The 14,193-nt window shown below is 74.2% G+C and carries 15 protein-coding genes; 4 read left to right on the top strand and 11 right to left on the bottom strand.

What is annotated here, in order from left to right; genetic code table 11:
• Positions 1–39 precede the first annotated feature (39 nt).
• A complete protein-coding gene (locus tag GWJ10_RS13455) occupies positions 40–1,305 on the bottom strand; it encodes an alanine racemase (protein ID WP_082774774.1) in 1,266 nt (421 codons plus the stop codon).
• A 44-nt stretch (positions 1,306–1,349) separates the two neighbouring features.
• Here GWJ10_RS13455 and GWJ10_RS13450 point away from each other — a divergent pair, with 44 nt between their 5' ends.
• The gene (locus GWJ10_RS13450; RefSeq protein ID WP_163188012.1) at positions 1,350–2,762 is read left to right on the top strand and encodes a D-arabinono-1,4-lactone oxidase; all 1,413 of its coding nucleotides are present in this window, start codon (positions 1,350–1,352) and stop codon (positions 2,760–2,762) included.
• 46 nt (positions 2,763–2,808) lie between these two features.
• On the opposite strand, the gene GWJ10_RS13445 is transcribed toward GWJ10_RS13450, so the two are convergent.
• The gene (locus GWJ10_RS13445; protein ID WP_044144577.1) at positions 2,809–3,447 is read right to left on the bottom strand and encodes a TetR family transcriptional regulator; all 639 of its coding nucleotides are present in this window, start codon (positions 3,445–3,447) and stop codon (positions 2,809–2,811) included.
• A gap of 157 nt (positions 3,448–3,604) precedes the next feature.
• Here GWJ10_RS13445 and GWJ10_RS13440 point away from each other — a divergent pair, with 157 nt between their 5' ends.
• A complete protein-coding gene (locus tag GWJ10_RS13440; RefSeq protein WP_163188010.1) occupies positions 3,605–4,174 on the top strand; it encodes an LpqN/LpqT family lipoprotein in 570 nt (189 codons plus the stop codon).
• A gap of 2 nt (positions 4,175–4,176) precedes the next feature.
• On the opposite strand, the gene ispF is transcribed toward GWJ10_RS13440, so the two are convergent.
• The 3 genes from ispF to GWJ10_RS13425 form a co-directional block, all read right to left on the bottom strand.
• A complete protein-coding gene (gene ispF / locus GWJ10_RS13435; RefSeq protein ID WP_082774772.1) occupies positions 4,177–4,746 on the bottom strand; it encodes a 2-C-methyl-D-erythritol 2,4-cyclodiphosphate synthase in 570 nt (189 codons plus the stop codon).
• On the bottom strand, positions 4,743–5,489 hold the full coding sequence (gene ispD / locus GWJ10_RS13430; RefSeq protein WP_076406334.1) for a 2-C-methyl-D-erythritol 4-phosphate cytidylyltransferase: 747 nt from the start codon (positions 5,487–5,489) through the stop codon (positions 4,743–4,745). The genes ispF and ispD overlap by 4 nt, the downstream gene beginning before the upstream one ends.
• 104 nt (positions 5,490–5,593) lie before the next feature.
• Positions 5,594–6,076 carry a CarD family transcriptional regulator gene (locus GWJ10_RS13425; protein WP_031315710.1) on the bottom strand — a complete coding sequence of 161 codons (483 nt, stop codon included), beginning with the start codon at positions 6,074–6,076 and terminating at the stop codon, positions 5,594–5,596.
• A gap of 421 nt (positions 6,077–6,497) precedes the next feature.
• On the opposite strand from GWJ10_RS13425, the gene GWJ10_RS13420 reads away from it, so the two are divergent.
• Positions 6,498–6,929, top strand: a complete 432-nt coding sequence (locus GWJ10_RS13420; RefSeq protein ID WP_082774771.1) for a hypothetical protein — start codon at positions 6,498–6,500, stop codon at positions 6,927–6,929.
• A gap of 107 nt (positions 6,930–7,036) precedes the next feature.
• Positions 7,037–7,564 carry a septum formation family protein gene (locus GWJ10_RS13415; RefSeq protein WP_021481982.1) on the top strand — a complete coding sequence of 176 codons (528 nt, stop codon included), beginning with the start codon at positions 7,037–7,039 and terminating at the stop codon, positions 7,562–7,564.
• A gap of 96 nt (positions 7,565–7,660) precedes the next feature.
• Here GWJ10_RS13415 and pstB read toward each other — a convergent pair whose 3' ends face one another.
• The 6 genes from pstB to GWJ10_RS13385 form a co-directional block, all read right to left on the bottom strand.
• Complete coding sequence (gene pstB, locus GWJ10_RS13410; protein WP_021481981.1) at positions 7,661–8,440, bottom strand: phosphate ABC transporter ATP-binding protein PstB; 780 nt, start codon at positions 8,438–8,440, stop codon at positions 7,661–7,663.
• 15 nt (positions 8,441–8,455) lie between these two features.
• Positions 8,456–9,439: a phosphate ABC transporter permease PstA gene (gene pstA / locus GWJ10_RS13405; protein WP_021481980.1), complete on the bottom strand. Its 984-nt coding sequence runs from the start codon at positions 9,437–9,439 to the stop codon at positions 8,456–8,458.
• Positions 9,439–10,464, bottom strand: a complete 1,026-nt coding sequence (gene pstC, locus GWJ10_RS13400; RefSeq protein WP_082774769.1) for a phosphate ABC transporter permease subunit PstC — start codon at positions 10,462–10,464, stop codon at positions 9,439–9,441. Before pstC ends, pstA begins: the two co-directional genes overlap by 1 nt.
• Before the next feature lie 100 nt (positions 10,465–10,564).
• Positions 10,565–11,704, bottom strand: coding sequence for a phosphate ABC transporter substrate-binding protein PstS (gene pstS / locus GWJ10_RS13395; RefSeq protein WP_240696727.1), 1,140 nt, complete (start codon positions 11,702–11,704; stop codon positions 10,565–10,567).
• Between the two features lie 278 nt (positions 11,705–11,982).
• Positions 11,983–12,687 carry a response regulator transcription factor gene (locus GWJ10_RS13390; RefSeq protein ID WP_076406159.1) on the bottom strand — a complete coding sequence of 235 codons (705 nt, stop codon included), beginning with the start codon at positions 12,685–12,687 and terminating at the stop codon, positions 11,983–11,985.
• Positions 12,684–13,991, bottom strand: a complete 1,308-nt coding sequence (locus GWJ10_RS13385; RefSeq protein ID WP_241005805.1) for an ATP-binding protein — start codon at positions 13,989–13,991, stop codon at positions 12,684–12,686. The genes GWJ10_RS13390 and GWJ10_RS13385 overlap by 4 nt, the downstream gene beginning before the upstream one ends.
• Positions 13,992–14,193: the final 202 nt, after the last annotated feature.

The following is a 14,193-nucleotide window of genomic DNA, read 5'->3' as shown; positions in this document are numbered from 1 at the left end:
AAGCGGCGCCGTGGCGACTCCCGGTCCGTCCTCGCCGCGTCAGCCGAAGCTCTTGCCCTCGCCGCGGTACGTCGGGACCACGTCGACCACCTCGTCGCCGCGCACGAGGTGCACGCGGTCGAACCGCTCCATGGCCTCGCCAGCCTTGCCGTGGCGGAACCAGACGCGGTCTCCCACGCCCAGGTCGGGCGCCCCGGCGCCGCGCGACCGGTGCAGCGGCGTCTGCACCTCGCCCGCACCCTCGCGGCCCGTGAGCGACCATCCCGGCGTCACGACGCGCGGCAGCCGGCTGCGGGTCGCCGGGCCGGACGCGACGTACCCGCCGCCGAACGCCGTCGCCCAGCCCGGGCCCGGGACGCGCACGACGTCGAGGCCGAAGAACGCCGACGGCCGGGGCCGGAACGCGCGGTACTCGTCGAACAGGCCCGGGACGTACAGGCCCGACCCGGCCGTCACCTCGGTCACGACCGCGTCGGCGGACGACGTCTCGAGCGACCCCGTGCCGCCCGAGTTCACGAGCTCGAGGTCGTGGCCGACGACGTCCCGGACCGCCGCGACGACCTCGCCGCGCCGCTCCCCCAGCTCGAGCACCGAGAGCCGCTTGACCGCGCGGACGGCGAGGCTGGAGTCCGGCATCCCGGCGACCTGCGCCTCGTAGAACATGAGGCCCCGCAGGGCGAGACCGGGCGTCGAGACGACCCGGGCGGCGAGCGACGCGACGTCGCGCGCCCCGTGCAGGGGCGAGCGGCGCGTACCCAGGTGGACCGTCACGAGACCGAGGCCCACGCGCAGCGACGCGTCCACGTCGAGGCACACCCGCACGGGCGGCTCGTCCCCGGTGCCGGTCTCGGCGAGCGCGTGGCGCACGAGCTCCAGGTGCGCGGCGTCGTCGACCATGAGCGTGACCTCGCGCCGGCCGGCCTCGTGGCGGGCGAGCTCGGCGAGCGCCCCGCGGTCGACCGACGGGTAGCCCACGAGGACGTCGCGGACGCCCGACTCGACGAGCCACAGCGCCTCGCGCACCGAGTACGCCATGACGCCCCGGAAGCCCCGCTCGCCCGCGCGCGCGACGAGCGAGCGCACGCGCACGGACTTCGACGCGACCCGCACGGGGACCCCGCCCGCGCGCGCGAGCAGCTCGTCGGCGTTGGCGTCGAACCGGTCGAGGTCGACGACGGCGAGCGGGCCGTCGAGCGTCGCGGTCGCGCGGGTCAGGCGGGCCAGGAGCGACGGCGTCGCGCCCCGCTCGTCACCGTCCAGCGGGCCCGCGCCCTGGTCCGCCCCCGGTGCCGTGTGGGTCGTCATGGAGAGAACGTACGCCACCCGCCGGGCGTGAGACAGTACGACCTGTGAGCAGCGACGACGCCCTCTCCTGGACCAACTGGGCCCGCACGGCCTCCGCGACGCCGCGCCGTCGGGCCTCGCCGCGCGACGAGGCGGAGCTGGGCGGCCTCGTCGCCCGTGCCGCGGCGGAAGGGATGCCCGTCCGCGCGGTGGGCGCCGGGCACTCGTTCACCCCGGCCGCCGTGACGGACGGCCTCCTGCTCGACCTCGACCGGCTGAGCCTCGTCGAGCGCATCGCGCGCGGCGGCGGCGCGGACGGCACCGACGGCGACGCGATCCTCGTGACCGTCGGGGCGGGCATCCGCCTGCACCGGCTCAACGAGGCCCTCGCCGCCGCGGGGCTCGCGATGCGCAACCTCGGCGACATCGACAGGCAGTCGGTCGCGGGCGCGATCTCGACCGGCACGCACGGCACCGGGGCACGCCTCGGCGGCCTCGCGACGCAGGTGCGCGGCGTCCGCGTGGTCGGGGCCGACGGCGAGGTGCGCGAGGCGTCGCCCGGGCACGAGCCGGGCCTGTTCGAGGTCAGCCGGCTCGGGCTGGGGGTCACGGGCATCCTGTCCGCCGTGACGCTCGAGGTGGTCCCGGCGTTCCTCCTGCGCGCGCAGGAGGAGCCGTGGCCGCTCGACCGCGTGCTCGAGCGGCTCGGCACGCCAGACGACCCCGACGGGCTCGTCGGCGGCAACGACCACTTCGAGTTCTACTGGTTCCCCCACACCCGCCGGGCGCTGACCAAGCGCAACAACCGCCTCGCGCCCGACGAGGAGGCCGTCGAGCTCGAGCGGCTGCGCACCACGGGCCCCGGGCCGGTCGCGCGGGCGCGCACGTGGGTCGACGAGGAGCTCCTGTCGAACGGCGCGTTCGAGCTCGTGAACCGGCTCGCGACCGCGGTCCCGCGCGTCACGCCGCGCCTCAACGCGGTCTCCGCGCGGGCGCTCGCGCCGCGTACGTACGTCGCGCCGTCGCACCACGTGTTCGTCACGTCGCGCCGCGTCCGGTTCCGCGAGATGGAGTACGCCGTGCCGCGCGAGCACCTCGTCGACGTGCTGTCGAGCATCGACGCGTGGCTCGACCTGTCCGGCGAGCACGTGCCGTTCCCCGTCGAGGTCCGGTTCGCGGCGCCCGACGACGTGTGGCTCTCCACGGCCCACGGGCGCGAGACCGCCTACGTCGCCGTGCACCAGTACGCGCGCCTGCCGCACGAGCGGTACTTCGACGCCGTCGAGCGCATCGTCGCCGAGGTGGGTGGCCGCCCGCACTGGGGCAAGATGCACGGCCTGGCGGCGGACCGGTTCCGGGAGCTCTACCCGCGGTTCGACGACGCCGTCGCCGTCCGCGACGCGACGGACCCCGAGGGCGTGTTCGCGAACGGCTACACCGACCGCGTGCTCGGCCCGGCCCCGGCCGCGCGGCGCTGACCGGCGACGTCCCGGACCCGTCAGGGGACGGGACGTCGTCCGCCCGTCAGGGGACGGGCTCGGGACCGTGCTCCCGCACCGGCGAGCCGTCGGGGCGCACCATCATCGACAGCACGTACTCGGCGAGCGCGTGGAAGCTGCGGACCGCCGTCTCGTCGTCCTGCTCGACGAGCCACGCGATCTCGATCCCGTCGATGTACCCCGCGACGACCCGGGACAGGAACCCCATGTCCATCGTGTAGCTGACGTTCCCCCGCTCGGCCACGTTCTCGAGGAACCCGCGCGTCATCGCCCAGGTCTGCTCGAGGTGCGTGTGCGCGACGGAGCGCAGCGCGCGGCTGCGCACGCCCGCCGTCGCGAACTCGAACGTGAGGAGCCGCATGTGACGACGCGGCGTCAGCCCGCTCCACAGACCGTCGGCGGCGGCGTGGGCGAGCGCCACGACGTCGCCGTCGACGTCGAGCGCGGACCGGACGGGCTCGGAGGCCACGAGCGCGAGGCTGTTGCCCATCGCCTGGAGGAGCTCGTCCTTGTCCTCGAAGCAGTAGTGCACGACGCCGAGCGAGACCCCGGCCTCGGCCGCGACGCCGCGGATGGTCACGGCCTCGACGCCCTCGCGGACGGCGATGGTCATCGCGGCGTCGACGAGCTGGGCTCGGCGTTCCTCGACGGACATTCGGTTCATGTGCGATTCATCCCATGTGTCGTTCTTGGGAAAGTCAAACACATCGATGCGCTTCCAGCGATCGTAGAGGCAGGTGGCGGGCCTGGCACGCCGGACGGGAGCGGGCGAGAATGACGAGCCGGACCAGCCCCGGCCCCACCCCCGACGAAGGACTCCCGTGCCCCGACCGCGCCTGCCCCGCTCCCCCTGGACGCTCGCCCTCACGGCGGCCGTCGCGCTCGCCCTCGCGGCCTGCGGCGGGCCCGAGGACGCCGCAGGCGGCACGGAGCCGGTCGTGCACGACGTCCCCGAGATCCCGGTCCAGGTGACCGCGCCCCCGGACTGGGAGCGCGGCACGCGCGACGGCGCGTTCCTGCTGCGCGCGCCGAGCGGCACGGGTTCCGAGGACTTCCGGGCGAACGTCGTCGTCACCGGCAAGCAGTCGGCGCAGACCGTCGACGAGGCGGGCGCCGCGACGACGGCGGCGGTCGCCTCGATCCCCGGCTGGGTGCCCGATCCCGACGGGCAGGGCCCCACGACCCTCGCCGGGCTGCCCGCCTACCGCGTGGCCGGGACGTACGACGCCGCGGGCACCGCCGTCGCGCAGGAGATCGTGGCCGTGCGGACGGGCGACGGGCCGGACGCGTGGGTCGTCGACCTCACGGCGTCGTACGCCGTCGACGACGCCGACGGCGCCGCGCAGGCGCGCGCGATCCTCGAGAGCGTCCAGGTCGCGCCCGCGGCCTGACGTCAGGCGGGCGGCGCGACCCGGACCACGAGGGCCGTGGCGACCGCCGCGACGCCCTCGCCGCGCCCGGTGAGGCCCAGCCCGTCGGTCGTGGTCGCCGTGAGGGTCACCGGGGCGCCCGCGGCCGCCCCGAGCGCCGCCTCCGCCTCCGCGCGGCGCGGTCCGAGGCGCGGCCGGTTGCCGATCACCTGGACGGCCACGTTCCCGATCTCGAACCCCGCGGCCCGCACCCGGCGCGCGGCCTCCGCGAGCAGGCTCGCACCGCTCGCGCCCGCCCACTCGGGCGCGCTCGTGCCGAAGTTCGAACCGAGGTCTCCCAGGCCGGTGGCCGAGAACAGCGCGTCCGCGGCGGCGTGCGCCGCGACGTCGGCGTCGGAGTGCCCGGCGAGCCCGCGCTCGCCCGGCCAGTGCAGACCGCCCAGCCACAGCGCTCGATCCTCGCCCTCGGTCGCGAACGCGTGGACGTCCACCCCGATGCCCGTGCGCGGGAGCGCCGGGACGGGGCCCGCGGCGGCCGGTGCGGTGGTGGGCGTCTCGGCCGGTGTCCCCGTGGAGCCTGCAGGGGTGGTCATCGGTCCTCCCGGAGCGTGAGCGCCGCGACCCGGAGGTCGTGCGCGGTGGTGATCTTGGCCGCCGCGGCGTCGCCGGGCACCACGTGGACCGGGACGCCGAGCGCCTCGACCAGCCCGGCGTCGTCGGTCGCGGCGACGGACTCGTCGTCCGCGCGGTGCGCCGCTGCCGCGTGCGCGCGGGCCAGGAGCTCGCCCTCGAACCCCTGCGGGGTCTGGACGGCGCGCAGCGCGCTCCGGTCGACCGTCTCGACCACGGGCTCCGCGCCGGACGCGTCTTCCGCGCCCGCGGGGGCGACGCGCTTGATCGTGTCCGTGACGGGGAGCCCCGGCACGACGGCCCCGTGGCCCGCGCGCACGGCCGCGACGACGCGGCGGACCAGCGACGGCGGCGCGAGGGGCCGTGCGGCGTCGTGGACGAGCACGACGTCGGCGGGCACGTCGCCCTCCGAGAGGTCGCGGCCGGCCCGGAGACCGGCCGCCACGGAGGCCTGACGGGTCCCCGCGCCCTCGACCACCCGGACCGGCCGGTCGACCGCGGGGTCGTCGGCCAGGAGCGTCGCGACGTGGTCGCGCAGCCCGGGCGGCGCGGTCACGACGAGCGCGTCCACGACCCCGGACGCGCACAGCCGCCGGGCAGCGTGCGCCACGAGCGGGAGGCCGTCGAGCTCGACGAGGGCCTTGGGCAGGTCCAGCCCGAGGCGGGTCCCGGAGCCTGCGGCGGTGAGGACGGCGAGAGTCGGCACGCGCACACGCTACCGGGCACGACGACGGGGAGGGCGCCGTCCGTACGGACGGCGCCCTCCCCGGTGGTCTGTGGCGCTGACTGCGCGGGCCGCGGCCCGGGACGTCAGGAGGCGAGCACCTCGTCGAGGATCGCCTCGGCCTTGTCCTCTTCGGTGTGCTCGGCCAGCGCGAGCTCCGAGACGAGGATCTGCCGTGCCTTCGAGAGCATGCGCTTCTCGCCGGCGGACAGACCGCGGTCGGCGTCGCGGCGGGAGAGGTCGCGCACGACCTCGGCGACCTTGATCACGTCGCCCGACGCGAGCTTCTCGAGGTTCGCCTTGTACCGGCGCGACCAGTTGGTCGGCTCCTCGGTGTAGGGTGCACGAAGCACCTCGAACACGCGGTCGAGACCCTCCTGGCCGACGACGTCACGCACGCCGACGAGGTCGACGTTCTCGGCTGGGACTTCGATGGTCAGGTCGCCCTGCGCGACCTTGAGCTTGAGGTAGATCTTGTCCTCTCCGCGGATGGTGCGCGTCTTGATCTCCTCGATCAGTGCGGCTCCGTGGTGCGGGTAGACAACGGTCTCGCCTACTGTGAACGTCATCTGCAGATGTCCCCTTTCGCGGTGGTCCACCTTACCACGCGGAAGGGCGGAAATCCGAGCCCCTGCGCCCCTTGACAAGCCCGTCACCAGCACGTTCGCCCAGGTCAGAGCCGTGTCAGCGCGCCTGACGAATCTCGAGGAGGGGCCCCATCGGCCCCTGGCGAGCGCCCCGCGGGCCCTTTCAGGACCCCCACCTCGCACGACGACCACCGTCCCGGCGCCCCCGGAGCCACGTGACGCCGCTCACGCCACGGTCGCGAGCCGGCCGTTCCGGCCGCCCTCGCCCTCCCGACGCACTAGGCTGGGCGCGGAATCCCGTCCCCCTTCTTGCAGCCCTGGAGTGCACGTGACCCGCATCCCGACCCCCCGAGCCTCGACCCGTGCGGAGTCCCGAGCGACCGGCCGTGCGCGCGCCTGGGCCGTGCCCCTCCTGGTCGCCGGTGTGGCCCTCGCGTCCGCCTGCTCCCCCATCGAGACGAACCGCCCGTACTCCCCCTCCGACGGCCTGCGGGTCGACCTCACCAGCGAGCTGCGCGGGCTCAACCTGCTCGTCGTGAGCGCGGAGGACGGCGAGCCGGGCGCCCTCGTCGGGGCCTTCGCCAACGACTCGACGGAGGACGTGGAGTTCGACGTGACGCCCGAGGGCGGCGCGCCGGTGACGATCCCCGTCGCGGCCGGCGAGACGGTCTACCTCGGCGCCGAGGACGGCTTCGACGCGCAGATCGGCCGCGTCGACGCGGCCCCCGGCGCGATGCTGCCCGTCACGGTGAGCACGACGACGGGCGAGGAGCAGACCCTCTCCCTCCCCGTCCTCGACGGCACCCTCGAGGAGTACGCGCACCTCCTGCCGTGACCGCCCAGGTCGCGCCGGAAATCGGCTCGGCTCGTGTCACCGCCCGGCGCTAGCCTTCGCGTGCCGCCCCACCACCCTGGTCGGGGCCTCGTACCGAAGGAACCCTGGTGACCCTCCCCCGCTCCACCCGCCGGCCGCTCGTCCTCGTCGTGAGCGCCGTCGCCCTCGCCCTGACCGCGTCGGGCTGCGGCGCGATCCTCGACGAGATCTCCGGACCCGCCGACGCCCAGCGCGACGAGCCCGGCGGCGAGGTGACCGAGGCGTCGGACGCCGACGTCTTCTCGGTCCAGGTCGGCGACTGCATCGTCTCCTCGAAGCTGGACGACGCGGACCTGGTCGAGTCCGTGCCCGTCGTGCCGTGCTCGGAGCCGCACGACGCCGAGGTCTACGCCGAGACCGAGCTCCCCGCGGGCGACTACCCCGGTGACGAGGCCGTGACCACGAGCGCCGAGGAGTTCTGCTACGGCGCGTTCGAGCCGTTCGTGGGGCTCCCCTACGAGGAGTCGGCGCACGAGTACTGGTACTTCACGCCGCGCGCGGACGGCTGGAACCGGCAGGGCGACCGCGTGGTCCAGTGCGTCCTCGACACGAACGGCACCGACGTCACGGGCTCGCTCCAGGGCAGCGCCACCTGATCCCCTGATCCGTCCCGCACGCCCGACGGCGCCCCTCCCCGCGTGGGGAGGGGCGCCGTCGGGCGTCGGGCCGGGGCCGTGACGGACGGGCTGAGGTCACCCGAAGCGGCCGGAGATGTAGTCCTCGGTGGCCTGCTGCGTGGGCGAGGAGAACATCGTCGCGGTGTCGTCCATCTCGATGAGGCGCCCGGGCTTGCCGGTGCCCGCGATGTTGAAGAACGCGGTGCGGTCGCTCACGCGCGCCGCCTGCTGCATGTTGTGGGTGACGATGACGATCGTGTACTCGTCCTTGAGCTCGGCGATGAGGTCCTCGATCGCGAGCGTGGAGATCGGGTCGAGCGCCGAGCACGGCTCGTCCATGAGGAGCACCTGGGGCTTGACGGCGATCGCGCGCGCGATGCACAGGCGCTGCTGCTGGCCGCCGGAGAGGCCCGAGCCCGGGCGGTCGAGGCGGTCCTTCACCTCGTTCCACAGGTTCGCGCCGCGCAGCGACGACTCGACGAGGTCCTCGGCGTCGGACTTCGAGATGCGCTTGTTGTTGAGCTTCACCCCCGCGAGCACGTTCTCCTTGATGGACATCGTGGGGAACGGGTTCGGCCGCTGGAAGACCATGCCGACCTGTCGGCGGACGGCGACCGGGTCGACGTCGTCGCCGTAGAGGTCGACGCCCTCCATCGCGACGGTCCCCTCGACGCGCGCGCCGGGGATCACCTCGTGCATGCGGTTGAGCGTCCGCAGGAACGTCGACTTGCCGCAGCCGGACGGGCCGATGAAGGCCGTCACGGACTGGGGTTCGATCGTCATGCCGACGTCCTGCACCGCGAGGAAGTCGCCGTAGTAGATGTTGAGGTCCTTGACGTCGATGCGCTGTGCCATCGGGGCTGTCCTGTTCTAGCGGAGGGTCTTGGGCGCGAACCAGCGGGTGACGAGTCGCCCGACGAGGTTGAGCAGCATGACGATGAGGATCAGCGTCAGGGCGGCCGCCCAGGCCCGGTCGTAGTTGATGTCGGGGAGGCACACGGCGTCGGTGACGTTGCTGCAGGGCACCAGGCCCTGGCTGTACTGCCGGTAGACGTACACCGGGAGCGTCATCATGCGGCCCTCGAAGAGGTTGCCGTTGATCGAGTCGACGACGCCGACCGTGATGAGGAGCGGCGCCGTCTCGCCGATCACGCGCGCGACGGCGAGCATGACGCCCGTCGTGATGCCGGCGATCGACGTGCGGAGCACGACCCGCACGACCGTGAGCCACTTGGGCACGCCGAGCGCGTAGGCGGCCTCGCGCAGCTCGTTCGGCACGAGCCGGAGCATCTCCTCGCACGAGCGCACGACGACCGGGATCATGAGGACGGACAGCGCGACCGAGCCGACGATGCCCATGCGCACCCCCGGCCCGAACAGCACCGCGAAGAGCGCGTACGCGAAGAGGCCCGCGACGATCGACGGGATGCCGGTCATGACGTCGACGAAGAACGTCACCGCGCGCGCGAGCGGCCCGCGCCCGTACTCGACGAGGTAGATCGCGGCGAGCAGGCCGATCGGCACCGAGATCACCGCGGCGCCAAGGGTGATGAGGAGCGTGCCGAGGATCGCGTGGTAGATGCCGCCCGCGTCCATGCCGCCGAACACGCCGCGCATGGAGTGCGTGAGGAAGTAGACGTCGAACCGCTCCATGCCGTGCACGACGACGGTCCACGCGACGGACACGAGGGGCACCATCGCGAGGGCGAACGCGCCCCACATGAGGACCGTCATGGTGCGGTCCTTGCGGCGGCGTCCGGCGTCCGCGCCGCGCAGGAGCGCGCGCACGGACGCGGTGCGCTCCGGGTCCGGTGCGGAGGCCCCGCGCGCGGGGCTGGTGCTGAGGGCGCTCATCAGTTGGCTCCCGAGAAGTCCTTGCGCCGCGCGACGATCGCGCGGGCGCCCATGTTGACGAGCAGGGTGATGACGAACAGCGCGAGGCCCGTCGCGATGAGGGCGCTCACCCCGAGCGGGTTCGCCTCGGGGAAGTCCGCCGCGATGTTCGCGGCGATCGTCTGCTGCTGCCCCGCCTGCAGGATCTTGAACGAGTAGAGGAGCCCGGGCGAGAGGATCATGAGCACGGCCATCGTCTCGCCGAGCGCGCGCCCGAGGCCGAGCATCGCGGCCGAGATGACGCCCGACCGCCCGAACGGGATGACCGCGGTGCGGATCATCTCCCAGCGCGTCGCACCGAGGGCGAGCGCGGCCTCCTCGTGGAGCTTCGGCGTCTGGAGGAACACCTCGCGGCTCACGGCCGTGATGATCGGCAGGATCATCACGGCGAGGACGAGCGCGACGGTGAGCAGGACGCGACCGGTCGGCGACGCCGGGCCGGCGAACAGCGGGAACCACCCGAGGGTGTCGGCGAGCCAGGACCACACCGGCACGACGACCGGCGGGAGGACGAGCGAGCCCCACAGGCCGTAGACGACGCTGGGGATCGCCGCGAGCAGGTCGACGACGTAGCCCAGGGTCGAGGCGAGCCGGCGGGGCGCGTAGTGGGAGATGAACAGCGCGATGCCCATCGCGACGGGCGTCGCGAGCACGAGCGAGAGCGCCGCCGCGAGCAGCGTGCCGAAGATCAGCGGCCCCACGAACGACAGCAGCGACGCGCCCTCGGGGAACCACGCGACCTGCTCGCTCAGCTCGGCCCCGCCCGCGCTGAGCGCGGGCCACGCCCGCAGCAGCAGGAAGATCGCGACCGCGGCCAGCACGGCGAGGATGAGCGCGCCGGCGCCCGTCGCGGTCCAGCGGAACGCGCGGTTCACACCACGGTCGCTGTTGCGGGCGCGACGGCGCGAGGTGCCCGCGCGTCGCACGGGCTCGGACGAGCCGCCCGGCGCGGGGCCCGGCGTCGTGGGTGGGGCTGTGGTGGTCACTCTCGTGCTCCCGGTGTGCTGTCCTGCGGCGTACGGTCTGGTCGCGGGTCGGGGGCGACGGGGCCCGCAGGCCCCGCCGCCCCCCGGCGCCCGGCGGTCGTCAGCCGGCGGCGCCGACCGTGATGGCCTCGACGGCCGCGTGGACGTCCGTGCGCAGGTCCTCCGAGATCGGCGCGCTGCCCGCGGCCGACGCGGAGGCCGACTGGCCCTCCTCGCTCGAGACGTAGGTGAGGAACGCCTTGACGAGGTCGCCCGTCGCCTCGTCCTCGTAGTTGAGGCACGCCACCGCGTACGAGACGAGCACCAGCGGGTAGGCGCCGGCCTCGGTCGTGGTGCGGTCCAGCTCGACCGCGATGTCGTGCTCGTGCCGGCCCTCGACGCGCGGCGACGCGTCGACGACCTTGGCCGCGGCCTCCGGGGAGTAGGCGACCCACTCCTCGCCGACCTTGATCTTCGCGGTGCCGAGGTCGCCGGCCTTCGAGGCGTCGGCGTAGCCGATGGTGCCCTCGCCGCCCTGGACGGTCTGCACGACGCCGGACGTGCCCTGCGCGGACTCGCCGCCCTGCGTCGGCCAGTCGCCGCTCGGCTCGTGGCCCCACGCATCGCCCGCGGTCGCGGCGAGGTACTCGGTGAAGTTCTCGGTGGTGCCCGACTCGTCGGAGCGGTGGACGGGCGTGATCGCCACGTCGGGGAGCGTCGCGTCGGGGTTGTCGGCGGCGATCTCCGGCGCGTTCCACTGCGTGATGGTGCCGTTGAAGATGCCCGCGATCGTGGCCGGGGCGAGGTTCAGCTCGGCGACGTCCGGCAGGTTGTAGATGATCGCGATCGGGCTGACGTAGACGGGGAGGTCGATCGCGCCGTCGGGGCCGCACACGGCCTGCGACTGGGTGATCTCCTCCTCCTTGAGCACCGCGTCGGAGCCGGCGAACGCGACGCCGCCCTCGAGGAACTGGGTGCGGCCGCCGCCGGAGCCGACCGGGTCGTAGTTGACCGTGACGTCGGGGTTCGCGCTCTGGAACCCGGCGCGCCACGCCTCCATCGCGGACTCCTGCGAGCTCGCGCCCGCACCGTTGAGCTCACCGCTGAGGTCGCTCGCGGTCTCGGACGAGCCCTCGGAGGAACCACCGGTGGAGCCGTCGGCGCCGCCGACGGGGTCGTCCGACCCGCACGCGGCGAGGGTCAGGGCGAGCGCGCCGACCGCGACGGCGGATCCTGCACGGGAGAATCGGCTGAGCTTCACTCTTCGTTCCATCCTGTTCACGCGTCTCGTGCCACCAGCGAGCGCCGGTGACGATCCCGACGCTAGGAGCGCCGGGTGACGCGTTCCCCGAGAGCGGGTGAACGACGGATGAACAGTGCACAGACCTTCCGTGCCGGGCTGCCGGCTCGCGCGGCGGGCCCCGCGGCGTCGGACGACGACGACCCCGGCGCGTCCGCGAGGGACGCACCGGGGCCGTCGTCGTACCGGCAGCCGTGCCGGTCGTCCGCCGGTCGTCCGCGCCGGACGGGACCGCCGGGTCAGGCCTGCCCGACGCCGTCGGCGATCTTGTAGCCGAGGCCCCGCACCGTGAGGAGGTAGCGCGGGCTCGCGGGCTCGGGCTCGATCTTCGACCGGATGCGCTTGACGTGGACGTCGAGGGTCTTGGTGTCCCCCACGTAGTCCGTGCCCCACACCCGGTCGATGAGCTGCCCGCGCGTGAGCACGCGACCGGCGTTGCGCAGGAGCAGCTCGAGGAGCTCGAACTCCTTGAGCGGGAACGGCACGACCTCGCCGTCCACGCTCACGGTGTGCCGCTCGACGTCCATGCGGACGGGACCGACCTCGAGCGCGCTCTCCGCGACCGGTTCGGCGCCGGCCTCCCCACCCTTGCGGCGCAGGACGGCGCGCACGCGCGCGAGCAGCTCGCGGAACGAGTACGGCTTGGTCACGTAGTCGTCCGCGCCCAGCTCCAGGCCGACGACCTTGTCGATCTCCGAGTCCTTCGCCGTGAGCATGATGACGGGGACGTCGCCGCGCTGGCGCAGCTCCCGGCACACCTCCGTGCCGCTCAGGCCGGGGAGCATGAGGTCGAGCAGGACGAGGTCCGCGCCGTCGGCGTCGTACCGCTCCAGCGCCTCCGTGCCCGTCGCCGCCTCGACGACGTCGAAGCCCTCGCGCCGCAGCTGGTACGTCAGCGGGTCGCGGTACGACTCCTCGTCCTCCACCACCAGGATGCGCGTCACGCGCCTACCTCCTTGTTCGGTGCGCCCGCTTCCGGGGCGCCGTCGTCCGACGCGTGCCCGTGCGGCGCGCGCTCGTGCTCGTCCGGTGCGCGACCCTCCGTCGCGTGCCCGTCGGGTGCCTGCTCGGCCACCCGGTCGGTCACCGCGCCGCGCGTCCGCGCGGCCGGGACGTTCGCCGCCGGGATGCGGAGCGTGAAGGTCGACCCGCGGCCCGGCTCGGACCACATCGTCACCTCGCCGCCGTGGTCGGCGGCGACGTGCTTGACGATGCTCAGCCCGAGGCCGGTGCCCCCGGTGTCGCGCGAGCGCGCCGGGTCGACGCGGTAGAACCGCTCGAAGACCCGCGCCTGCTCGTCGGCCGCGATCCCGATGCCCTGGTCCACGACGGCGATCTCGACGAGGTCGCCCGACCGGGTCACGCCGACGCCGACGCGCGTGTTCTCGCCCGAGTAGGCGACCGCGTTGTCGAGGAGGTTGCGCACCGCGGTGACGAGCAGGTTGTGGTCGCCGTAGACCGCGGCGTCCAGCTCGCCGCCCGTCGTGAGCACGATGCCCTTACCCTGCGCGGTCGTGCGGGCGCGGTCGACGGCCTCCTCGACCACGCCGCGCACCGGCACGACCGTCACCTCCTGCAGGGCTCCCGCGACCTGGAGCCGCGACAGCTCGATGATCTCCTGGACGAGCGCGGACAGGCGCGTCGCCTCGGACTGCATGCGTGCGGCGAACCGGCGCACCGCCACCGGGTCGTCCGCGGCGTCCTGGACGGTCTCCGCGAGCAGCGCGAGCGCGCCCACCGGCGTCTTCAGCTCGTGGGACACGTTGACGACGAAGTCGCGGCGGATCGCCTCGACGCGCCGCGCCTCCGTCCGGTCCTCCGCGAGCACGAGCACGTGGTGCGGGCCCACCTGGGCCACGCGCACCTGGAGCATCACCGTGCCCCGGCCGACGGGACCGCGCGGGAGCTCGAGCTCCTCGTCGCGGATCACGCCGTCCCGGCGCACGTCGTCGATCATGTCGCGGATCGCGGCGTGCGCGATCGCGTCGCCGCGCACGACCCCCAGCGCGTACGCGGGCGGGCTGGCCCGCACGACCTCCCCCTCGCCGTCGAGCACGACGGCGGCGGACCGCAGCACGGCCAGCACCCGGACGAGTCCCTCGTCGAGCTCCGGCGCGGTCTCCTCGCGCGCGGCGCGCTGCTGCCGCTCGCTCACGCGGAACGCGATCGCGGCGATCACGCCGACGACGATGCCCACGACACCGGCGAGCAGCACGGTCACGCCCTCGATCAGACTCTCGGCTTGCACCCGTCCAGCGTACGGTCGCGCACGCTCCCTCCCGGCCCCACCGGACCTTGGGCGGGCCCGAGCCGCCAAGAGTTCACCTGACGGCGCACTGGTGTTCACCGGCCGGTCGACCACGCCTGCGAGCGTGTCAGGAGCCGACGGCGTGCCCGGGCGCCTCCCGGCGCGTCGGGGCGCACGCCGTCACGGACCGGACCGACCGGTC

It is taken from the genome of Cellulosimicrobium sp. SL-1 (assembly GCF_011033075.1).
Taxonomy (GTDB): domain Bacteria; phylum Actinomycetota; class Actinomycetes; order Actinomycetales; family Cellulomonadaceae; genus Cellulosimicrobium; species Cellulosimicrobium funkei.
This window is presented reverse-complemented; position numbering and strand designations above follow the sequence as displayed.